Below are 23,404 nucleotides of genomic sequence, written 5' to 3' on the forward strand. Positions count from 1 at the left end.
CCCAAAGGGGTTGTGGTGCCAAACGTGTTGATTGAACCATTGGTCGTGAAGAAAAATTCAGTTGATATGTTTGCGATATGCTTATACATAGTAAAAATGAAAGCATCAAATGTAGTACTTTTGGATTCTTAATCAAATTTTTGTTGTTAGTTATTGAGCCTTAATGTTAATTACTTACATTATTCAAATTTTTGTTAGATTTTCGCAATGATTTATGGCTGTAAACCTGTCATTTTAATACAGAACTAACAATTCATAGCTTGGTACATACTTAAGAACCAGATAACTCTATAATTTTTTACATGAAAATTTTTTCTGCAAAGCAAATTTATGAAGCCGACAAGGCAACCATAAAAAAGAACGGTATTTCTAGTGACCAGTTAATGGAAGGGGCTGCTGTACAGCTCTTCAATTGGCTGCATTTAAGAATTCAAGGAGCGCCTGTTAAAATTCATTTGTTTTGCGGTATAGGGAACAATGGTGGCGATGGGATTGCCCTGGCGCGCCATTTACAGGAACATGGTTATAATATAGCGGTATACGTTGTAAATTACAGTAAGAAGCGATCAGATGATTTCTTGCTAAATTTAGACCGATTAAAAGATCGGAAAATATGGCCTGAATTTTTAGAAGAAAATTCCGTTTTACCAGAAATTGGAAGAGATGATATTATAGTTGATGCTATTTTTGGAATCGGTCTGAACCGCGCTCCAGATGCATGGGTGGTTAATTTATTTGAGCATATTCAAAAGTCCCAAGCCTTTGTACTTTCTGTAGATATACCATCAGGATTGTTTACAGACAAGGTTCCAAAAGATGAAAAAGCGGTGGTGAAAGCGAATCACACCTTAAGTTTTCAAGTGCCTAAATTGGTGTTTTTCTTGCCGGAAACCGGAATTTTTACCGAACAATGGGAAGTTTTGGATATTGGTCTAGATCCGGAGTTTTTAACAACTACCGAAACGGAATATGAACTTATAGGTAAAAATGAAATGCTTCCTGTTTACATTCCTAGAGAGAAGTTCTCCCACAAGGGTACGCATGGGCATGGTTTAATTATAGGAGGAAGTTATGGAAAAATAGGAGCCGTACATTTGGCTTCAAAAGCCTGTCTACAATCGGGGAGCGGGCTGGTTACCGCGTATGTGCCCAAATGCGGATATGTACCATTGCAAACGAATTTTCCAGAAGCAATGGTTTTGACCGATGCAGATGATAATCATGTTTCTAAAATCGAATTTAATATAGACCCAACGGTTATAGGTATTGGTGTGGGCTTGGGTAAAGATAAGAACACCGTAAAAGCATTGGACGGATTTTTGACCGAAAATAAAAAGCCCTTGGTTGTTGATGCCGATGCACTAAATATACTTTCTGAGAATAATGATTTGCTTGAAAAATTACCCGCTCAAACCGTACTAACACCGCATCCAAAAGAATTGGAACGATTAATAGGTAGTTGGAAAGGAGATTTTGACAAGCTTGATAAGGCAAAAGCATTTTCAAAAAAATACGATTGTGTTTTAGTGATTAAAGGTTCGCATACCATAACTATTTATAATGATAAAGGATATGTAAACACCACAGGAAACCCTGGTATGGGAACAGGTGGTACGGGTGATGTATTGACTGGAATGATAACCGGATTGATAGCTCAGGGATACAATCCATTAAATGCAGCAGTTTTTGGAGTGTATTTGCATGGTAGGGCAGGAGATATTGCAGTTGAAAAAACAGGGTATCAGGCTCTTACGGCAACTGATGTTGTAGCTAATATTGGTGCTGCTTTTATTGATTTGTTTACACAACCTGAGAATAGACCGGAGGCAAATGAAAATGAAAGGCCACCAGAACAATAGGTCTAAAATAAAGCTAAATAAATATAAAAGCCTCAAGATTAAAATCCTGAGGCTTTTATATTTTTGGTAGAATTATATAATGTTATTTAGCTTTCACACGTCTTTTGACCCATGCTGCTGCATTATCAAATTCAATAAAGAATTTCATAGGTTTTTTGTAGAACAATTTTTCAATTTTAAAGTTGTGCATATCTATCTCCTTAACGGAAACAATTGCTAAAGCCTTTAGGTTGTCCAGTTGTCTCAAATAGGTGTAAATAGTAGGGTCTACGGCGTAAGAATTCTTTCTTAAGCTGATATAGCCAAAGTTTCTATCCCTAAAGTGAATTTCTGAAATTCCTATGATTTGGTAGACTCTTTCCAATGTAAGAGTTGCCCCCTCATCAAACAGCGAAACCATATAGTTTTCGTAAACCTGTATTTTTCCAACATCTAATTGATACTCCCTGACTATAATAGTCTTCTTCGGTCGTCTCACTTTCATCTTAAATATATTATAATGTCCTGAGACGAATGTAGATGTATCGTAACCTATTGAGAAAAATAATAGATTAAAAGCGTAAATATCGTTTATAGTGCTAATGCAAGAATATAAATGTGTTGAGTTTCTTACTTGTAAATTTTATCATAAGAAAAAAGGGAGTCAATTTAATTGACTCCCTTTGCTAACATTTCCTACGTTAAGTTTATGAATTAGAAGATTTTTCTGCTTTTTTAATGTCTATTGTAAGTTCTTCTTTCTTTTCGTCCAGATCCATAAGAATAGTATCGCCCTCTTCAAGTTTAGAGTTTACGATTTCTTCGGCCAAGGCATCTTCAATATACTTTTGAATAGCCCTTTTTAAAGGTCTGGCACCATATTGCTTATCAAAACCTTTGTCTGCAATATAGTCTTTAGCTTTGTCCGTAAGACTTAGCTCATAACCAATATCCTTAATTCTAGCGAACAGTTTACGAAGTTCAATATCAATGATTTTGTGAATGTCTTCTCTTTCTAAAGCGTTGAAAACAATAACATCATCTATTCTATTTAAAAACTCGGGAGCAAACGCCTTTTTAAGTGCGCCTTCAATAACACTCTTTTGATGACTATCTTCTTGAGATTTCATTGCAGAGGTTCCAAAACCAATTCCTTGTCCAAAATCTTTCAACTTACGGGCACCAATATTAGACGTCATAATGATAATAGAATTTCTAAAATCAATTTTTCTTCCTAGGCTATCCGTAAGGAATCCATCATCCAAGACCTGTAATAACATGTTAAAGACGTCTGGATGCGCTTTCTCAACTTCATCTAATAAGATAACAGAATAAGGCTTGCGTCTCACTTTTTCAGTTAGTTGACCGCCTTCTTCGTAACCAACGTATCCCGGAGGTGCTCCTACTAATCTAGAAATAGCGAATTTTTCCATGTACTCACTCATGTCAATACGTATTAACGCATCTTCAGAGTCAAAAAGCTCTTTGGCCAAAACTTTTGCCAATTGGGTTTTGCCAACACCGGTCTGACCTAAGAAAATAAACGAACCAATAGGCTTGTTCGGGTCTTTTAGTCCGGCACGGTTTCTTTGGATGGCCTTTGCAACCTTTGCAACTGCGTCATCTTGCCCTATTACATTAGACTTTATAAGGCTAGGTAATTCGGCTAATTTATTACTTTCTGTTTGTGCTATTCTGTTAACGGGAATACCGCTCATCATAGAAACCACATCAGCAACATTATCCTCGCTAACGATTTCTTTATGAAGCTTACTGTCTTCTTCCCATTTCTCTTGGGCGGTTACCAAGTCTTTTTCAAGACGTTTTTCATCATCGCGTAATTTGGCAGCTTCTTCGTATTTCTGCTTTTTAACTACACTGTTCTTCAGTTCACGAACATCTTCTAGTTGTTTTTCAAGTTCTAGAATCTGTTTGGGAACATCCATATTTACAATATGAACACGAGAACCGGCCTCATCTAAGGCATCAATAGCTTTGTCCGGTAAGAAACGGTCCGTCATGTAACGGTTCGTTAACTTAACACATGCAATAATTGCCTCATCTGTATAGGTCACATTGTGGTGGTCTTCGTATTTTCCTTTAATGTTGTGAAGAATCTCAATAGTCTCATCAACTGTTGTAGGTTCTACAATAACCTTCTGGAAACGTCTTTCTAAAGCACCGTCTTTTTCAATATACTGACGGTACTCATCTAGAGTTGTTGCACCAATACATTGAATCTCACCTCTTGCCAAGGCAGGTTTGAACATATTTGAAGCATCCAAGCTACCTGTTGCGCCACCGGCACCAACAATGGTATGGATTTCATCAATAAAAAGAATAACGTCATCATTCTTCTCAAGTTCGTTCATTACCGCTTTCATACGTTCTTCAAACTGACCACGATATTTTGTACCAGCAACTAAAGAAGCTAAGTCTAGCGTTACCACCCTTTTGTTATATAGGATACGAGAAACCTTTTTGTTTATGATACGTAGTGCCAGACCTTCGGCTATGGCACTTTTACCAACACCAGGTTCACCTATTAATAACGGATTGTTCTTCTTTCTTCTACTTAAAATTTGAGATACACGCTCAATCTCCTTTTCTCTACCAACTACAGGGTCTAGTTTGTTCTCCTCGGCCATAAGCGTCAGATCACGACCAAAGTTGTCAAGTACTGGAGTTTTTGATTTTTTATTTCCTTTTTGCCCCGCAGCAGTACCAAAGCTACCTTCTTTACCCTCGGTATCGTCGTTATCACTTGGGAAAGATTCGGAAGTTGGTGCGTCTACAATATCATCATCACTTGTGATCATAAATTTAAATTGTTCCTTAACTCCATCATAATCTACTTTCAGTTTATGAAGTAGTTTCGTAGTAGGGTCATTTTCGTTTCTCAAAATACATAATAGTAAATGTGCGGTATTGATCGATGAACTTTGGAAAAGCTTGGCTTCTAAAAATGTTGTTTTTAGAGCGCGCTCTGCCTGTCTCGTCAAATGCAGGTTCTTTTTATCTTTTTGCAAAGTGTTCGGGTTTGGGTTGGAAGGGCTAAGAATCTCGACCTTTCTTCTAAGATGATCTAAATCGACCTCCATAGCGTCAAGAATACTAATTGCTTTGCCGTTACCATCTCGTAAAAGCCCCAACATTAGATGCTCGGTACCAATGAAATCATGGCCTAACCGTAGCGCCTCTTCTTTACTATAAGCAATTACGTCTTTTACTCTCGGTGAAAAATTATCATCCATAAATTTATCCTTTCATCTATAAAATTAGTAAAACTATACCAATCTAACGCAAATAGTGTACCTAATATTAGATAAAGTTGGCCTAAATAATGAAAAAGGAATAGGGTTAAAAGGTAACTGGCAATTGAAGCGGTATCTTTTAGTATTGAAAAAGTGTTGATAAATTGTTTAATAAAGAAGTGTGTATGTGCTATAAAGGCTATCATTTTGCGTATATTGGCATGTTTTTTAACTAAAATAATTCTAGGATTTAAAAATGGCAGAAGGAGAAAAATTGATTCCGATTAATATCGAAGAGGAAATGAAATCTGCTTACATCGACTATTCGATGTCAGTCATTGTGTCACGTGCTTTACCTGATGTCAGGGACGGTTTAAAACCGGTTCACAGAAGAGTACTGTACGGTATGTATGAGCTAGGGGTTCGTTCCACCAGCTCTCATAAGAAATCTGCGCGTATTGTTGGTGAGGTTCTAGGTAAGTACCACCCTCATGGTGATACGTCCGTATATGATTCTATGGTACGTATGGCGCAAGAGTGGAGTTTGCGATACATGCTGGTAGATGGGCAAGGTAACTTCGGGTCTGTTGACGGCGATAGCCCAGCGGCTATGCGTTATACCGAGGCCAGAATGCGAAAGATTGCTGATGACATGTTGGCGGATATAGATAAGGACACTGTGGATCATCAATTAAACTTTGATGATTCCTTGCAAGAACCAACGGTTCTTCCTACTCGTGTTCCTAATTTGTTGGTAAACGGCGCTTCGGGTATTGCAGTAGGTATGGCAACGAATATGCCACCACATAACTTAACAGAAGTTGTTAACGGTACTATTGCCTACATTGAAAACAATGAAATTGAGATCGATGAGATCATGACTCATATTAAGGCTCCAGATTTTCCTACTGGAGGTACCATTTACGGCTATGACGGCGTCAAAGAAGCTTTTCATACCGGAAGAGGTAGAGTGAAAATAAGAGCAAAGGCTGTTATTGAAGAGGTTCAAGGTAGGGAGTGTATTATTGTTACAGAGATACCTTACCAAGTGAATAAGGCAGACATGATCAAGAAAACTGCCGATCTTGTTAATGAGAAGAAAATAGAAGGTATATCTACTATTCGCGATGAATCGGATAGAAATGGTATGCGCATCGTTTATATTTTGAAACGAGATGCTATTCCTAATATCGTTCTTAATACCTTATATAAGTATACAGCATTACAAAACTCTTTTAGTGTTAATAACATTGCGTTGGTTAATGGCCGTCCTAGGTTATTGAACGTAAAAGAGATGATCCACTATTTTGTGGAGCATCGTCATGAGGTTGTTGTTAGACGAACAGAGTTTGAACTTAAGAAAGCAGAAGCTCGCGCACATATTTTAGAAGGTTTAATTATTGCATCTGATAACATAGATGAGGTAATTGCTATCATTAGAGCATCTTCTAATGCAGATGAAGCTCGTGAGAACTTAATGGAGCGTTTTAAGCTTACAGAGATTCAAGCGAAAGCCATAGTAGAAATGAGGCTCCGTCAGTTAACTGGTCTGGAGCAAGATAAACTACGTGCAGAATATGATGAAATTCTTTTAACTATTGCAGACCTTAAGGATATCTTGGCTAGAAAAGAGCGAAGAATGGACATCATTAAGGAAGAACTGGAGGAAATCAGAGAGAAATATGGTGATGAGCGCCGTTCTGAAATTAACTATGCTGGAGGAGATTTAAGTATTGAAGATATGATTCCGGATGAGCAAGTGGTTATTACCATTTCGCATGCGGGATATATCAAAAGAACACCGGTTTCAGAATATAAAACCCAAAATAGAGGGGGTGTAGGTCAAAAAGCATCGTCCACTAGAAATGAAGATTTCTTAGAATATCTTTTTGTGGGAACCAACCACCAGTATATGTTGTTCTTTACTCAAAAAGGAAAATGTTTCTGGATGCGTGTCTATGAAATACCGGAAGGAAGTAGAACTTCTAAAGGTAGGGCTATCCAAAACCTTATAAATATTGAACAGGATGATAACGTTAAGGCGTTTATATGTACTCAGGATCTTAAGGATGAGGAATACGTAAACAGTCATTATGTAATCATGGCCACCAAAAAAGGTGTAGTTAAAAAAACAAGTCTGGAGCAATATTCTCGTCCAAGACAGAACGGTATCAACGCTATAGGTGTTCGTGAAGGTGATGAATTGCTAGAAGCAAAACTAACTACGGGTGCAAGTCAGATATTCTTAGGACTAAAATCTGGTAAAGCCATACGTTTTGAAGAAAGTAAGACCAGACCAATGGGTAGAAATGCTTCCGGTGTACGTGGTATCACTTTAGCAAGTGATGATGATGAGGTAATAGGTATGGTGTCCGTACATGATATGGAAGAAAATCTTCTTGTTGTTTCTGAAAATGGGTATGGTAAACGATCTAATATCGATGATTACCGCATTACGAATAGAGGAGGAAAGGGAGTTAAAACTATTTCTATAACTGAAAAAACAGGAGGACTTGTTGCCTTAAAAAATGTTTCTGATTCAGATGATTTAATGATAATCAATAAGTCTGGTATTGCAATTCGTATGAGTGTAGAAGATCTTCGTGTTATGGGAAGAGCTACACAAGGGGTGCGTCTTATCAATTTGAAAGGGAATGACTCCATTGCTGCAGTAGCTAAGGTTATGAAAGATGAAGACGAGTTAGATGATGCCGATGTCCTAGATATAGACGTGAAGGCAGAAGAAGATGGCACGGCTCTTGATAATGAAGCTCTAGAAGGAACAGAAGAAGAATAAATTTGAACCATAATTATAACGCTAATATTTAATTAATTTGAAAATGAAACGTAGATTTTTAATAGTTGCGAGCCTTTGCTTTTGCATGGTAGGATTCGCACAGAAGAACGAGATAAAAGCAGCCGAGAAGGCTATGAAAGCTGGAGATGCAGCATCGGCAAGCAGTGCACTAGAGGCAGTTTCAGGTTCTATTTCAGGAGCTGACCCAAAATTACAGGCACAATATTACTTTGTAAGTGGTAAGGCGTATGCAGATTTGGCAAAAAAAGGTGATGGAACAGCTTTTAAAAAAGCAGCTGATGCTTTTCAAAAAGTAATTTCAGTTGAAGAAGCAAGTGGAAAGAAGAAGTATACCGCTGAAACGCAACAGCACATGTCTGCTTTGAGTGCCGATTTGGTAAACTCTGCTGTAGAGGACAACGGAAACAAAAAATTTAAAGAAGCTGCTGAAAAGTTGTATACTAGCTATAAAATTAGCCCAAAAGATACATCTTATCTTTACTATGCTGCGAGTAGTGCAGTAAATGGTGGTCATTACGAAGAAGCATTGACATACTACAACGAACTTCAGGAAATAGGATATGATGGTAGTGGTGTTGTTTACAAGGCTACGAACGTAGAAACCGGTCAAGAAGAAGAGATGGACAAAACTCAAAGAGATTTGATGGTAAAGTCCGGGACTTACAAAGATCCTAAAGATGAGAAATCTCCTTCTAAAACAGCTGAAATCGTAAAAAACACAGCTTTGATCTATACTCAATTAGGTCAAGACGATAAAGCTTTAGAAGCTTATAAGGCAGCAAGAGCTAACGATCCAAAAGATGTTAATTTAATCTTGAACGAAGCCAATTTGTATTACAAAATGGGCGATAAGGAAAAATTCAAGGAGTTAATGGCCGAGGCAGCATCTGTTGCGCCGGATAATCCAGATTTACATTATAATATCGGTGTAATCAATATGGAGCAAGGTAACTTGGAAGAAGCCAGAGCTTCATACAAAAAAGCTTTGGAAATCAATCCTGGGTACACTAACGCACAATTAAACCTTTCTACAACTTACGTAAACGAAGGTAACGGTCTTATTGACGAGATGAACTCTTTGGGTAACTCTAAGAAAGACATTGCTCGTTACGATGAGTTAAAAGAAAAGAAAGATGGCCTTTTCAAAGAAGGGGCAACTGTATTGGAGGATGCATTAAAATTGAATCCTGATAATCAAGGTATCTTAACTCAATTAAAGAATATCTATGGCGCAATGGGCGACAATGATAATTTCATGAGAGTTAAAAAGCTGTTAGGCGAATAATAAGCCAATAACATTAATATATAAAAATCCCCTAGGAATTTCCTAGGGGATTTTTATTTGCTTTAATTTCGAAAAATAGAATTAGGCAATTTGTTTAATGACCCTAAGTTTATGGGTATAACTGCCGGTTTCGTTATTAAAAATTCCGGTATGATCAATTCGATCAATGCGAACCTTTCCATCTACATGAATAATGTAATTATTTTCCATGATAATACCAACATGGTATATTTCACCCTCATTATTGTCAAAAAAAGCTAAGTCTCCTGCTTCTGTTTCCTCAATAAAACTTAAAGCATGACCTTGCGTAGACTGTTCAGCTGCTTTTCTTAATAAACGATAGCCGTTGATTTTATAGACCATTTGGGTGAAGCCTGCAGCATCAATACCAAAAGGGGTCTTGCCTCCCCATAAGTAGGGGGCGTTTAGATATAGCAATGCGGTCTGTATAAGTTGTGTCTTGTCTTTTTTGTGACCATTACATTTACCATCAAAAGAATGTGAAAGTACGTCACAGTTACTTGTGGACGACCCTAATATTACGGGTAAGAGCACGGAATTTTCCGTTTCAACAAAAGAGATAAGATCGGAAGTGTACCCTACTTTGTCCGAAGATTCTATATCATTATAGGTTTCCTCTGATATAAGAATCATCTGGTGGTTGTTTACCCACCCTTCAAATTTATCAAAAGCAACGCGAATTCGGCTCCAGGCCTTTCTGCGTTCCAAGACTTTAAAGTGTTCGCCGTATACCAATTGTGAAACCATTTCTGATGTTTCATCGGCATATACACGAACGGATACTATACTCAGAGGACAAATTCCGTATTGCATAAGTTTGGTTGAGTGAAGGTCCTGTTATCGTTCTACGATTATTGCAGAAGCGCCACCTCCGCCATTACATATTGCGGCAGCCCCTATTTTTGCATTGTTTTGTTCCAAAACGTTGAGCAGGGTAATAAGTATACGAGCTCCTGAGCACCCTAGAGGATGTCCTAGAGAAACAGCGCCACCATGCACATTTACATTGGTGTCCGTAAGGCCCAACAATTTCATATTGGCTAGACCTACGACTGAAAAAGCCTCGTTAAATTCAAAAAAGTCTATATCTTCTAATGAAATACCTGCTTTGGCAATTGCTTTTGGAAGTGCTTTTGCTGGTGCGGTTGTAAACCATTTAGGCTCTTGAGCTGCATCTGCATATCCTTTGATAGTAGCAATTGGTTCAAGTCCAAGTTTCTTTGCCTTTTCTTCACTCATTAATACTAGTGCTGCAGCCCCGTCATTAATGGTGGAGGCATTTGCAGCGGTTACGGTACCATCTTTTGTGAACGCTGCACGTAATGCAGGAATTTTTTCCATCCTTACGTTTTTAAATTCTTCATCCTCGGAAACGACTATGGGTTCTCCGCGACGTTGAGGCACTTCAACTGGTGAAACTTCGTTGGCGAATTTGCCATTTTTCCATGCATCTGCAGAACGATTGTAGGATTGCATAGCAAAATCATCTTGGTCTTCTCTGCTAAAATTATATTTTGCGGCACATGCATCTGCACATACACCCATGGCTTCTTGGTCATAAACATCAACCAGACCATCTTTTTGCATACCATCAACCAATGTGGCCGGTCCAAATTTTTGTCCGTTTCTCATATGAACATAATGAGGAATAAGACTCATATTTTCCATTCCTCCTGCAACCGCAATAGAAATATCACCCAAGGCTATAGCTTGAGCGGCTTGCATAACGGCCTTCATGCCAGAAGCACAAACTTTATTAATGGTAGTACATGGTACGCTATCCGGTATTCCAGCAAAAATTGCTGCTTGTCTAGCCGGAGCCTGTCCAGTTCCTGCTTGGACAACGTTGCCCATTAAGACCTCTTCAACTAAATTAGGATCAAGATTTATTTTGGCAAGTGCAGCCTTTATAGCTGCGGCTCCAAGTTTTGGTGCCGGAATTGTGGATAAGGCTCCCATAAAACTCCCTATGGGAGTCCTGGTGGCAGATACTATAACTACGTTTTTCATATTAAAACAAGAATTTCTCGTATCACAAAACTAAGAAATTAATAGGCAATTCATTTCGTTGTTTTCATAAAAGCCCTTCGGAAGTTTATAATTTTCTATTTTTGATGCAGATACCTGGCCCATGCGCAATTTTTTGGACAAAATTTTTAAAAACCAATCGCTTCTATATAAGTATTTTCTATACTTGGTTTCGGTGGTGTGTATTGTTTTTTTCTTTCCAAAAGGCGGAAAGTTCAAATATGAATTCCAAAAAGGAAAACCTTGGCAGTATGAGAATCTGTATGCTCCATTCGATTTTTCTATCCAGAAAAGCAGTGACGATATTTCTAAGGAAAGGGAAGAACTTCTCAATAACCAAATAGATTATTTTAGACTGGATACTTCTGTGCGAGATAAGGTTGCTCAAGAATACCAGGATAAATTCACTAACGTATTTACAGGAGAGAGATTTAGTTCTAGCGCCTTGGAGGCTCTAAAGTCTGCTGGAGAAGGTATTTTAAAACAATTATACAAAAATGGAGTTGTAGCAAAAATCAACAAACGCTATGAAAAAGAGCAATTATACATTGTAAAGGATAACCAAGCAGAAAGTGTTCCTATAAATAATCTTGTTCAGATTCAAAATCTGAGACCCATTATTCAAAAAATACTGCAACAGAAAGATTTGGTAATTTATGCTAGAGAATACCAAGATCTTTTTTTAGATATCGTCAAACCAAACATCACTTATGATAAAAGTCTCTCAGAGAAAGCCTTAAACGAAGCGCTTTCTGGGCTGTCTCATACACGTGGAACGGTAGATGAAGGAAAGCTTATTGTAGCAAAAGGAGAAGTTGTTGAAGCGGAAAATCTTAATATTCTCAACTCATTAAAAACGGAGTACGAGTCAGAACTATGGACGGACAATAATTATTACTTTATATTATTCGGTTATACCGTTTTGGTAGCATTGGTATTAATGATGCTCTTCCTTTTCCTTAAGAAATATAGAAAAGAAAATTTTGAAAACAATACCAAAGTCACCTTTATATTCTTTAATATACTTTTCATGGTTTTTGTCACGACCATGGTGGTTAAATATGACGAAGCATACGTATTTGTAGTACCTATATGTATTCTGCCACTAGTTTTAAAAACATTTTTTGATGCCAGGTTAGGCCTTTTCGTCCATGTGCTTACGGTACTTATATTAGGCTTTGTTGTGCCCAATAGTTTTGAATATATTTTTCTGCAGATTATAGTGGGTATTGTTACCATACTTACGGTCTCGGAATTATATAAAAGAGCAAATCTTTTCATATCCATAGGTCAGATTACCTTAATTTATATCGTTGGTTATTTGGCCTTTCATATTATACATGAGGGCAACTTGGATAATATACAATGGTTTACTTTGGGACTGTTCCTATTGAACGGGATGATTACTCTTTTTGTACAGCCATTGATATATGTATACGAAAAAGTCTTTGGGCTTGTCTCCGATGTTTCTTTATTAGAACTAACGGATACCAATTCTAAGCTTCTAAAAGAGCTATCTAACAAAGCACCGGGAACCTTTCATCATTCATTACAAGTAGCAAACCTAGCGGAGGCAGCAGCTAATGAAATTAGCGCAAATGCCATGTTGGTTAGAGTAGGGGCCTTGTACCATGATATAGGTAAGATGAATCACCCTACTTATTTTACGGAGAATCAGATAACCAATGTAAACCCGCATGATGAACTGTCCCCAAAGGATAGTGGAAAAATAATTATAAATCATGTTATTGATGGTATAGAACTAGCTAGGAAAAACAAACTTCCAGATCGCGTGATAGATTTTATACGCTCTCATCATGGAACGACTTTGGTTTACTACTTCTATAAAAAGCAGCAAGAGTTGGAAGAAGGGGTAGAAGAGGCGGATTTTAGATATCCGGGACCAATTCCATTTTCTAAAGAAACGGCAATTCTTATGATGGCCGATTCGGTTGAGGCCGCATCAAAGAGTTTAAAAAACCCAACTTCTGGAATTATAGAAGAATTTGTAGATAAAATTATTGCAGGACAAATGAGCGCTGGTCAGTTTTTGAATGCGAATATTACGTTTAAAGAGATAGAAGCGATCAAAAAGATTTTTAAACAGAAATTGATAAATATTTATCATTTACGAGTGGAATATCCTGAATGATAAAGGAGTACGAAGCTTAAAATGCAGCTAATTTTATTTTTTTTGAAGTCCGATTTGAAATAGTATTGAACTTCTAGAAAAAAATGCAAAAAATAGTTGTGAACTTGAATACTAAAACATACATTTGCAACCGCAATTTTAACCACGGAAACGTGCTAAAATTAAGTTCTTTAAAGAGATTACTGGAGAGGTGCCTGAGTGGCCGAAAGGAACGGTTTGCTAAATCGTCGTAGGTGGAAACACTTACCCAGGGTTCGAATCCCTGTCTCTCCGCAATAGCTGTCAAAGCAAATTGCGAGGGCAGAAATTATTTCTCAAGTATTGATTAAATAAGATAACCATTTTATCGGGGTGTAGCGTAGCCCGGTTATCGCGCCGCGTTTGGGACGCGGAGGTCGCAGGTTCGAATCCTGCCACCCCGACCATTTTACTAAACCTCTTAAATCATATGATTTAAGAGGTTTTTTGTTTACAAACAATCGTTTTGTCTTGACTAAAATAGAAATAAGTTACTTTCTTTGTCAATTATACTAATCTTAGACGATTCACCTTATTAGGTTTTTAAATAGCGTAATCAATATTTACATATAATTTTACTAAATCGGATTATTACTTAATAAATCCTATATTTAATAACGATGTTAAATATTGAATTGAACCATTCTTGTCTTTTTTTTCTTTTTTTCTCAGTTGGACTTCTTTCCCAAGAATTACCTCCCATTCAAAATTATAGCCCAGTCGAATATGGCGCGGGAAACCAAAATTGGTCACTTTCACAATCTGTCGATAAAAATATCTATTCAGCAAATAATGGAGGGTTGTTAGAATTTAACGGTGTCAATTGGAAATTGTATCCTTCCCCTAACGGCACCCCACTTAAGTCTGTAAAGGTTATAGGTGAGTTGGTCTATACTGGATGCTATATGGAATTTGGTTATTGGCAGAAAGACGCATACGGTTCTCTAAAGTACTATTCAATATCGAGTAAGTTGGAAACCCCTTTAATAGAAGACGAGCATTTTTGGAATATAGCGGAATTTGAGGACTGGGTTTTGTTTCAGTCTTTAGATCGGATTTATATTTACAATACAAATAATCAATCTTTTGAAATACTGGAGGCTAGAACTACTAGAGCGGAAATTCTAGAAGTTGACAATAAGGTTTATTTTCAAAAAATTGGTCAAGGGATTTTCACTATCGAATATGGAAAATCAGTTTTGGTTTCTGACCATCAAGTATTAAAAAATGATGTAGTCGTTGGTGCTTTTTCGGTAAATAAAAACAGTTTGATATTGACTGAAAAAGGAGAATTTTACTTTTTGGAACTCAAGGGTCTTAAAAGATGGAATATATCTGCAGATATAGAGTTGTCATCTGTAAATGTGTACAGTAGTGTGCGATTGAATGATGGTTCATTTGTTTTAGGTACTATTTCAAACGGAATTTATCATTTGGATAAAGATGGTAGTATCATTAATCATATTAATCAGGAAAAAGGTTTAAACAATAATACGGTACTATCAGTATTTCAAGACGATGAATTTAATATTTGGTTAGGTTTGGATAATGGAATTAGTGTCATGAATTTAAAGTCTCCTTTCAATGAATACATTGATCATGTTGGAAAATTAGGTGTTGTATACACGGCTGTACTGTTTAACGGGTTTAAGTACTTGGGAACGAATCAAGGCTTGTTTTATAAAAAGGAAGGAGAAGAAGGTAATTTTAAACTAATTGAAAATACAGAGGGTCAGGTATGGTTGTTAAAACAAATTGGTGATACGCTATTTTGTGGCCATAATTCAGGCACATTTACAATCTATGGAAACTATGCTAAGAAAATCTCAAATTTGCCTGGAACATGGGATATCCAACCGGTCAAATCTCATGAAAACTTATTAATCCAAGGAAATTATAAAGGTTTGAGTATTCTTGAAAAAACTAATGGGCAATGGTATTTCCGCAATAAAATAGAAGGTTTTGATAGTGCTAGTAGGTTTTTTGAGTTTGTAAATTCACAACATATTCTTGTCAATCATGACTTTAAAGGGATTTTTGATTTAAAAATAGATACTGGATTTGGAAAAGTATTAGAAGTTGCAAAAAAGGATTCAAAAGGTAGCGGGTCTAGTTTAATGAGGTATAATGATAAAATAATTTATACCACTACGAACGGTGTATTTGAATATATTCAAGAACAACATGATTTTATTAAAGACTCACTTTTAACTAAAAGGTTTTTCAAAGAAGATGACAAAATAATTGGGATACTGAGAACAACTGACGATTCAGAAATGCTTTGGGGTTTTTCTAATAAAAACATAATATGTGTTTCTCCGGGACAGTTCAATGAAGAACCTAAAGATATTAGAATTCCCATACCAATGTTTTTTAGGAAAAGTATGGGTGTGCTGGGTTTTGAATCAATTACATACTTAAAAGATGAGTTGTATCTGATAGGAATTTCTAACGGATATGTAACGTTAGACTTGAATAAGTTAGAGTCAAAAAAGTATAAAATCTCAATAAGTTCTGTTTCTATAGAATTTCATGATGATACAAAGAGAGAAGTAAGATTTAAAGAAGATAATGAATTTAAGTTTGCAGAGAATAACTTAAGCTTTTTTTATAATATTCCTGAATACGATAAATATACTGAAGTTAATTATCAATTTCAGTTAGGCGGTATTTATGATGATTGGAGCAGTTGGTCTACAAATCCGCAAGTTTCGTTTAATAATCTACCATACGGTGACTATATTTTTAAAGTAAAGGCAAGGGTAGGAAATACCTTAACAGAAAATATAGCTTCGTATAAGTTTACAATCGCAAGACCATGGTATGTCTCTCATTTGGCGCTGTTCTTTTATATTATCGGAGCAATTCTAATATCGGCTTTAATTCACAGGTTATATAGGTCTCATTACAATAAACAACAACAAAGAATTTTAAAAGATAATAAGAAAAGTATAAAAAGAAAAAAGTTAAAAGCCGAGAAAAAAATTGTTCAGGTTAAAAATGCACAGTTACAAGAACTGGTAGAAAGCAAGAATAGGGAGTTGGCTATATCTACCATGAGCATTATTAGAAAGAATGAGTTTTTAACAGCAATCAAAAATGAATTGAAAGAAAGCGATCAAATTCCAAAGGTAAAATCTGTTATTCGGACTATCGATAGGAATATCAACAACGTTGACGATTGGAAATTGTTTGAAGAGGCATTTAATAATGCGGATAAAGATTTTCTTAAAAAGGTAAAGAATTTACACCCACAATTAACAGCAAATGACTTAAGATTATGTGCTTACCTAAGATTGAATCTATCATCTAAAGAAATAGCTCCTTTATTAAATATATCTTCTAAAAGTGTTGAAGTAAAAAGATATCGTTTGCGGAAAAAGATGAATTTGCTTCATAAAGATAGCCTTACAGATTACATATTACAGTTGTAAAGGACACAACAATAACTAAAACTACCACTACATTACCCATACATTTGGGTGTTAATTCTCTTTGTTTCTTAACCTATAGTACATTACTAAGGTGTCTTTTAAATGCCTTTTTTATTGTTGATTTATCTATTTTTTCATATTTATTTTAAGTTGTATGTTTTTTGTATAGGTTTTTTTTATGGATTCCTTAAAACTATACAATAGCTTGCAAGGGTAATTAAGTTTTAAAATTCTACTTAATACAATGATCTTTCTCTTTCTTATAATTATAAGAACTAAACCAGTTTAAAATGAAAACTATGAAAAAAATTAAATACATTTTTGTTGTATTTTTTATGATTTTAGTAAGTTGTGATGCTGATGATAATCGCATTGCTGTAGCACTTTCAAATCTAACAGTAAGTCCAGAAGTAAGTGATGATGGTTCGGGTAAAGTCGTTTTTAGAACATCGGCGACTGGGGCCAATGTTGTTAAATATGATTTTGGAGATGGGACAACTGGAGAATCTATCACGGGATATACTACACATACCTATACTAATAGCGGTCAGAATACCTATACTGTAATCTTAACAGCTATTGGTTCGGATGGCAATACTATAACAGAAACCGTTGATGTAACTGTTGATGTTCCAGTAATGAATTCAGACCTTGTAAATTTACTTACGAAGGGTGATTCAAAAAAATGGTTTTTAGCTGCATCACAAGCTGGCCATTTGGGCTTAGGTCCAGCACGGGATGGTATTGATGGAGATTGGTGGTATCCTAAATGGTATTCCTCTCAGGCTTTTGAAAAATGTGGAAGCGAAATTTCTGATTGTTTCTGTGATGATGAGTTAACTTTTTCTGTTGATAGCAATGGTGAGGTTTCTTATGTACTTGATAACAAAGGTCAAACATTTTTTAATGTAGGACATAGAGATGTTGTTGCTGGAACTGAAGAAGAAGATTATTGTTATGACTATGATACTTCAGGTACAAAATCGGTAATTATTTCGACAGTTGAAGGTAATGTTCCTGAAGCTGAAACTACTGGGATGCAAATGGATTTTTCCGATGGTGGGTTTATGAGTTATTATGTAGGTTCTTCATCTTATGAAATCCTTTCCATAAGCGAGAACTTACTTTATGTTAGGACTTACGATACATTGAATCCTGATTTGGCATGGTATCTAAAGTTTTCTGCAGAAGTCTCCACGGATGGAGGTGAAGAAAGTCTTGAAACAATTTTCACCAATTTGGTTTGGTCAGATGAATTTGATGTGGATGGAACTCCTAATACTGATAATTGGACCTATGACCTAGGTGCTGGTGGTTGGGGGAATGGTGAAGCTCAGACTTATACCGATAATCCTGAAAATGTTATAGTTGAAGATGGTGTATTAAAAATTACCGCAAAGGGAACTATTGGTGGGGCAAGTGGTGTTAAACATTATTATGATGATATTACTTTGTTAGAAACAGGTGGCGCTGCGTCCAATTTGGAAGACTTTGAAGGAACTGCCCCGGAATTTAGTGGTTTTGGTGGAGCCTCTTCCACAGTAATTGATAATCCAGATGCTTCAGGTGCAAATACTTCTCTTAAGGTCGCAGAGTCTCTTAAGAATAATGGAGCTGAGACTTGGGCCGGAACTTTATTTGATGTAACAACGCCTATAGATTTAAATACCTATACTAGTATAAGTGTTAAAACTTGGTCTCCTGCAGTTGGTGCAATAGTTAAATTAAAATTAGAAAACCAAGCCAATGCAGACGAGTTCTTTGAAGTAGACGCTCTTTCTACGGTTGAAAATGAATGGGAAACCTTAACTTTTGATTTTAGCGATGCTCCTGTTGGAACATATGATCGTGTAGTTCTGTTTTTTGACTTTGGAGTTAGTCCTGTTGGTGATGCCGCTTATACCTCGGCTCGAATTAAATCAGAAAATTTATATGAGTTTACATATGGTCGTGTAGAGATTAGGGCAAAGCTTCCATCAGCAGGAGGTACTTGGCCCGCGTTATGGGCTTTGGGAGCCAATTTTGATACGGTAGGATGGCCTGCTTGCGGTGAAATTGATATTATGGAACATGTAGGGAACAATTCTAATACAACTTCAAGTGCATTACACTATACTGGTAATTCCGGAGGCAATGCGGTTACGGGTTCAACATCTGTACCAACGGCTACCTCAGAGTTCCACAATTATACGGTAGAATGGACAGCTGATAGTATTAAGTTTGTTGTAGATGATGAGTTGATACATACCAGCTTTGTCAATTCTAGTGATACACCTTTTAATAGCGATTTCTTTTTTATTATGAATATTGCAGTTGGGGGCACACTTGGAGGTACAATTGATACTGCTTTTACTGAAGATACTATGGAGGTTGATTATATCCGGGTTTATCAATAGTTATTAATAATTAAAATAAAAAAAGGTTAGCATGTACATGCTAACCTTTTTTTATTTAGGTAAAACCGTTATTGTAATTTTAATAAATGGGAAGTTCATCAAAAACAAAGCATTAGATAAGGTCACAAAGTCCATGCTCTAGATTTAATTCCAATCCATTTGTTGCGTCCAAGGGATTCTTTGTCCTGTGGAAATCCAATTCTTGTACTTTTATCTTGGGCTCATGGCCATCGAAACCAGTAATAACTCCTTTTTACTCTATTGGTTAGCCTTTACCATAGAACTAAGTATAACTTTAAAAAAATATTCTATTACCACTACATGGGGTTGTTCATTTAAATTTATAATTCAATTTGCTTTCGACTTCCCTTCTTGTTCCAAAGAATCCAAATAGGTGTTGATAAGGTCAATACCTTCATCATGTTTGATGCTCGTACCAATTAGGGGCATAAAATAGCCAGGAATAGCAGTACCCATTCGATCACTAATTTGCGTACGCTCTACATAAATATTACTTTCTGTAAATGGGGTTTCAAAAGTAAAATAGAATTTATCTCCGAAATCTCTATTATAAGAGCCCCCTTTTTGATGACAATGGGCACAATTCACATCTAAGTAAGCTCTTGCTCGTTTCTCCAAAGTCAAACTAGTGTCTGACCAATCAGGAAGTGTAGGAATCTGTGAAACCTCCGGAGCTTCGGCAAGCATATTATTATCCTTAAAAAATTGAAGGATATTCTGCCCATTATGATTAAAATTCATTGCTCTAGCTTTTGGTCCAATAGGTACGATTTTCTCATTAAGCTCGTGACATTGCACACACATTGTATTTGAAGGAACTACATAATCTACTATTCTTGAAACTCCTAGGTCATCAATCCAATCTACCTGAAGACCGTGTGCATCATCATCCAATACGGCATCAGTTTGATCTTCGTTCCAAAAATAATTACGAACCAACCACTCCCCATTCTTTTTAATCAATACCCTAGTTTCAATACATTTTTTTCCTAAGGAAGAATCTCTTTCGTCATTTAGGTAGTAGAAAGTCTTTGCTAGTATTGTATTATCAGGAAAATCTAATAGCATCAACAGTGAGGAATAACCCACAGGGAAAGGTAGATTATTCTATTCATGGTGGTTATTCGATATATAATTGGGAGTTGTTTTTTCATATTCCTTTATTGATTGCAACACGACTAAGCCAAAATCAAAAGTTTGATGAAGCCAGAAAATGGTTTCATTATATATTCAATCCAACCGCTCCATCTGATGTAGATGAGGGAGCTAAACGTTTCTGGATAACAAAACCATTTTTTAAGGAATTCGATCAGCAAACTAAAACGCTCGAAGAATTAATAAATGACCCTGAAAATCAAGCCGAGCTTAAAAAACAATTGGAGCATTGGCAAAACAATCCTTTCAATCCTCATCTCGTGGCCAGATTGCGAAATTCTGCCTACATGCGGTCTACTGTAATGAAATATATAACAAATTTATTGGATTGGGGAGATCAGCTATTCAGACGAGATAGTATCGAATCGATTAATGAGGCGACATTATTGTATGTTATGGCCGCTAACCTATTAGGTGAAAAACCAGATATAACTCCTCCACGTGCAAAACCAAAGGACAGCTCCTTTAATGATATAAAAGACTCACTTGGGCTATTTGGTACCGCAAAAGTTGATGCCGAGTCATTAATCGATCCATTAGAAATAAATGAAGAAACAGTAGTGGACAATCCATTGAGTATGCCTCTTCTTTGTTTACCTAAAAATGATAAGTTACTAGGTTATTGGGATAATGTAGCCGATAAGTTATTTAAGATCCGGCATTACATGAATATTGAAGGGGAAGTCAGACAATTGCCCTTATTTGAGCCACCTCTTGACCCTGCACTTTTAGTAAGAGCTGCAGCGGCTGGACTGGATTTAAATACGATAATGAATGATATAACGGCTTCGTTGCCTAATTATCGTTTTCAAATTATACTACAAAAAGCAAATGAGTTATGCAATGATGTCAAGAGCTTGGGTAGTCAATTACTTTCAGCTCTGGAGAAAAAAGACAGCGAGGAACTGGCCTTGTTGCGTTCAGGACATGAGCTCAAAATGTTGGAGCTGGTACGGGATATTAAAAAACAACAAGTTAATGAAGCAAAGGAAAATTTGAACGGAATATTTGCAAGTAAAATAAATGTTGAAAATAGAAAGGCTTATTATGAGAATAGGCAATTCAAAAATAGCAAGGAATCATCTCATTTGAATTCTCTTAAGGAATCTGCCAAGTATCAAAATTTAAAAAGCTCATATGATATTATTGCTAGTTCTTTAGCACTGGTTCCAAGGTTTACGATTGGGGCATGGTCATGGGGAACCACTTATGGAGGAAAAGAACAAGCCGATGCCGCAAAACTACTTGGCATTTCACTAGGAACAGCATCAAACTATAATTCGATCACAGCTAATATAGCGAGTGTTGAAGGGGGGCATGGACGAAGACAAGATGACTGGGATTTTCAAGCAGAATCTGCCAGGCTTGAACTCAAGCAAATTGAAAAACAAATAATTGCTTCAGAAATACGATTGGCAATAGCCGAGAAAGACCTTAGTAATCATGAAATTCAAATGGATCAATCACAAAGCGTGGATGCTTACTTGCATGATAAATTCACTAATGCTGAGCTTTATAATCATATGGTGACTCAAATTTCCGGCATTTACTTCCAAACTTACCAAATGGCCTATGATTTGGCCAAAAAAGCTGAAAAGAGCTACCAATTTGAATTAGGAATATTTGACAGTAACCTTATAAAATTTGGGCACTGGGATAGTTTAAAGAAAGGGTTATTGTCAGGAGAAAAATTACAATTTGATTTACGCCGTTTAGAAAGTTCTTTCCTTGAGAATAACAATCGAGAGTTTGAGATAACAAAACATATTTCATTACGACGACTTGATCCCCAAAGATTATTGCAGATTAAAGCAACGGGTAAAGTAGATGGTTTAATAATACCTGAGTGGTTGTTTGATTTAGATTGCCCCGGGCATTATAAACGAAGGATAAAGACAGTTGGGTTGTCGATACCATGTATTACTGGACCATATACAAGCGTCAATTGTAAATTAGAATTAGTTTCTAGCAAGATTAGGATAAATGCAGTTAATACTGATGACGATAATTTAATTTCCCAAAACTCCAACATAAACACAATCGTAACCAGTTCCGCCCAAAACGACAACGGCATGTTTGAGGGCAATTTGAGGGATGAACGCTATTTGCCATTTGAAGGTGCTGGAATTGTAGATAGTTCATGGAAATTAGAGCTACCAAAAATGAACCAGTTTGATTACAATACTATTAGTGACGTCATTCTTCATGTTAGTTATACTTCTTTGGTTGGCAATGATGAATTTAAGGAAGATGTAATTGCTGATTATGAGTCAAAATTGAGCGATGTCAATGATAATAATAATTATCGCCTGCTAAGTTTAGAACATGATTTTCCAAACGAGTGGCACAAATTTGTAACCGCTGATGTAGATTTTGATGCTGAATTAAAGAATGAGCATTTCCCCTATTTCGCTCAATCAAACAGACAAATTAAGAGTAAGGAACTATTTCAGATTAGCACTAACGGAGAATTAGTGCCTGTTGATAAACTTATTGATACTATAGACATGGAAATTAAAGTCGAAAACGATATTGAAAAGGAACTGGCCACATTTGTAATTGTAGAGTACTCGATAAATTTTTAGTTTCAATTCGATAAGTTACCAAAAATCGTTTTGTAGACAAGTTTCAAGGCAAACTATCAAATAAAAAAATTGCAATCTCTTCGTAGCAAATTTTGGATTGTATAAAATTAGTCGAATTTATCTTGGTTTAAGATTAACAAAATATATATTCGTAATATCAGAAAGTAAAGCATTTTACTTTAAGTTCATTTAAAATAACGTCAACAAATCGGTCAACAGGTGAGTTTTTGAGATTGTAACTTATTGATATATAATTTAATACGTGGTTAAGTAGTCGTCCTGCCACCCCGACAAAGTAAAACCTCGTCAATCATATGATTTACGGGGTTTTTTGTTTTTAAGTATATCATAAGGGTTTATATGTTTTAATTGAAAACGATAACAAAATCGGATAATAAA

At 36.2% G+C, this 23,404-nt stretch carries 12 protein-coding genes and 2 tRNA genes; 9 read left to right on the forward strand and 5 right to left on the reverse strand.

Going from position 1 to position 23,404, the window contains the following annotated elements; all coding sequences use genetic code 11:
• Positions 1–302: 302 nt before the first annotated feature.
• The gene (locus tag KO521_RS00890) at positions 303–1,859 is read left to right on the forward strand and encodes an NAD(P)H-hydrate dehydratase (protein ID WP_215938043.1); all 1,557 of its coding nucleotides are present in this window, start codon (positions 303–305) and stop codon (positions 1,857–1,859) included.
• Between the two features lie 82 nt (positions 1,860–1,941).
• Here KO521_RS00890 and KO521_RS00895 read toward each other — a convergent pair whose 3' ends face one another.
• Both KO521_RS00895 and KO521_RS00900 read right to left on the reverse strand, forming a co-directional pair.
• The gene (locus KO521_RS00895; protein ID WP_215938044.1) at positions 1,942–2,343 is read right to left on the reverse strand and encodes an STAS/SEC14 domain-containing protein; all 402 of its coding nucleotides are present in this window, start codon (positions 2,341–2,343) and stop codon (positions 1,942–1,944) included.
• A 202-nt stretch (positions 2,344–2,545) separates the two neighbouring features.
• On the reverse strand, positions 2,546–5,092 hold the full coding sequence (locus KO521_RS00900; protein ID WP_215938045.1) for an ATP-dependent Clp protease ATP-binding subunit: 2,547 nt from the start codon (positions 5,090–5,092) through the stop codon (positions 2,546–2,548).
• Positions 5,093–5,348: 256 nt separating this feature from the next.
• Between KO521_RS00900 and gyrA the strand changes: the two genes are divergently transcribed.
• Together gyrA and KO521_RS00910 are read left to right on the forward strand one after the other, a co-directional pair.
• On the forward strand, positions 5,349–7,889 hold the full coding sequence (gene gyrA, locus KO521_RS00905) for a DNA gyrase subunit A (RefSeq protein WP_215938046.1): 2,541 nt from the start codon (positions 5,349–5,351) through the stop codon (positions 7,887–7,889).
• Positions 7,890–7,932: 43 nt separating this feature from the next.
• Positions 7,933–9,195 (forward strand): tetratricopeptide repeat protein, encoded by a 1,263-nt coding sequence (locus KO521_RS00910; protein WP_215938047.1) that lies wholly within the window; start codon positions 7,933–7,935, stop codon positions 9,193–9,195.
• Between the two features lie 81 nt (positions 9,196–9,276).
• Here KO521_RS00910 and KO521_RS00915 read toward each other — a convergent pair whose 3' ends face one another.
• A complete protein-coding gene (locus KO521_RS00915; protein WP_215938048.1) occupies positions 9,277–10,029 on the reverse strand; it encodes a C40 family peptidase in 753 nt (250 codons plus the stop codon).
• A gap of 24 nt (positions 10,030–10,053) precedes the next feature.
• Positions 10,054–11,226: an acetyl-CoA C-acyltransferase gene (locus KO521_RS00920; RefSeq protein ID WP_215938049.1), complete on the reverse strand. Its 1,173-nt coding sequence runs from the start codon at positions 11,224–11,226 to the stop codon at positions 10,054–10,056.
• Positions 11,227–11,347: 121 nt separating this feature from the next.
• On the opposite strand from KO521_RS00920, the gene KO521_RS00925 reads away from it, so the two are divergent.
• The 5 genes from KO521_RS00925 (at position 11,348) to KO521_RS20370 (ending at position 19,244) form a co-directional block, all read left to right on the forward strand.
• Positions 11,348–13,396: an HD family phosphohydrolase gene (locus tag KO521_RS00925; RefSeq protein ID WP_215938050.1), complete on the forward strand. Its 2,049-nt coding sequence runs from the start codon at positions 11,348–11,350 to the stop codon at positions 13,394–13,396.
• Between the two features lie 184 nt (positions 13,397–13,580).
• A tRNA-Ser gene (locus tag KO521_RS00930) sits at positions 13,581–13,669 on the forward strand.
• A 74-nt stretch (positions 13,670–13,743) separates the two neighbouring features.
• A tRNA-Pro gene (locus tag KO521_RS00935) sits at positions 13,744–13,821 on the forward strand.
• 627 nt (positions 13,822–14,448) lie between these two features.
• Positions 14,449–16,848 (forward strand): triple tyrosine motif-containing protein, encoded by a 2,400-nt coding sequence (locus tag KO521_RS00940; protein WP_252729806.1) that lies wholly within the window; start codon positions 14,449–14,451, stop codon positions 16,846–16,848.
• A gap of 299 nt (positions 16,849–17,147) precedes the next feature.
• Positions 17,148–19,244 (forward strand): family 16 glycosylhydrolase, encoded by a 2,097-nt coding sequence (locus tag KO521_RS20370; protein ID WP_252729807.1) that lies wholly within the window; start codon positions 17,148–17,150, stop codon positions 19,242–19,244.
• Between the two features lie 348 nt (positions 19,245–19,592).
• Here KO521_RS20370 and KO521_RS00950 read toward each other — a convergent pair whose 3' ends face one another.
• The gene (locus tag KO521_RS00950; protein ID WP_215938052.1) at positions 19,593–20,333 is read right to left on the reverse strand and encodes a hypothetical protein; all 741 of its coding nucleotides are present in this window, start codon (positions 20,331–20,333) and stop codon (positions 19,593–19,595) included.
• Between the two features lie 5 nt (positions 20,334–20,338).
• On the opposite strand from KO521_RS00950, the gene KO521_RS20580 reads away from it, so the two are divergent.
• Complete coding sequence (locus tag KO521_RS20580) at positions 20,339–23,005, forward strand: hypothetical protein (RefSeq protein ID WP_215938053.1); 2,667 nt, start codon at positions 20,339–20,341, stop codon at positions 23,003–23,005.
• Positions 23,006–23,404: the final 399 nt, after the last annotated feature.

The organism is Zobellia uliginosa (assembly GCF_018860745.1).
Lineage (GTDB): Bacteria > Bacteroidota > Bacteroidia > Flavobacteriales > Flavobacteriaceae > Zobellia > Zobellia uliginosa_B.

What these genes read in the sequence shown, in the direction of transcription:
- KO521_RS20370 (WP_252729807.1), top strand. Translation starts at nt 17,148, where the DNA reads ATGAAAAAAATTAAATACATTTTTGTTGTATTTTTTATGATTTTAGTA.
- KO521_RS00895 (WP_215938044.1), bottom strand. Translation starts at nt 2,343, where the DNA reads ATGAAAGTGAGACGACCGAAGAAGACTATTATAGTCAGGGAGTATCAA.
- KO521_RS00925 (WP_215938050.1), top strand. Translation starts at nt 11,348, where the DNA reads ATGCGCAATTTTTTGGACAAAATTTTTAAAAACCAATCGCTTCTATAT.
- KO521_RS00950 (WP_215938052.1), bottom strand. Translation starts at nt 20,333, where the DNA reads ATGCTATTAGATTTTCCTGATAATACAATACTAGCAAAGACTTTCTAC.
- KO521_RS00920 (WP_215938049.1), bottom strand. Translation starts at nt 11,226, where the DNA reads ATGAAAAACGTAGTTATAGTATCTGCCACCAGGACTCCCATAGGGAGT.
- KO521_RS00890 (WP_215938043.1), top strand. Translation starts at nt 303, where the DNA reads ATGAAAATTTTTTCTGCAAAGCAAATTTATGAAGCCGACAAGGCAACC.
- gyrA (WP_215938046.1), top strand. Translation starts at nt 5,349, where the DNA reads ATGGCAGAAGGAGAAAAATTGATTCCGATTAATATCGAAGAGGAAATG.
- KO521_RS00900 (WP_215938045.1), bottom strand. Translation starts at nt 5,092, where the DNA reads ATGGATGATAATTTTTCACCGAGAGTAAAAGACGTAATTGCTTATAGT.
- KO521_RS00915 (WP_215938048.1), bottom strand. Translation starts at nt 10,029, where the DNA reads ATGCAATACGGAATTTGTCCTCTGAGTATAGTATCCGTTCGTGTATAT.
- KO521_RS00910 (WP_215938047.1), top strand. Translation starts at nt 7,933, where the DNA reads ATGAAACGTAGATTTTTAATAGTTGCGAGCCTTTGCTTTTGCATGGTA.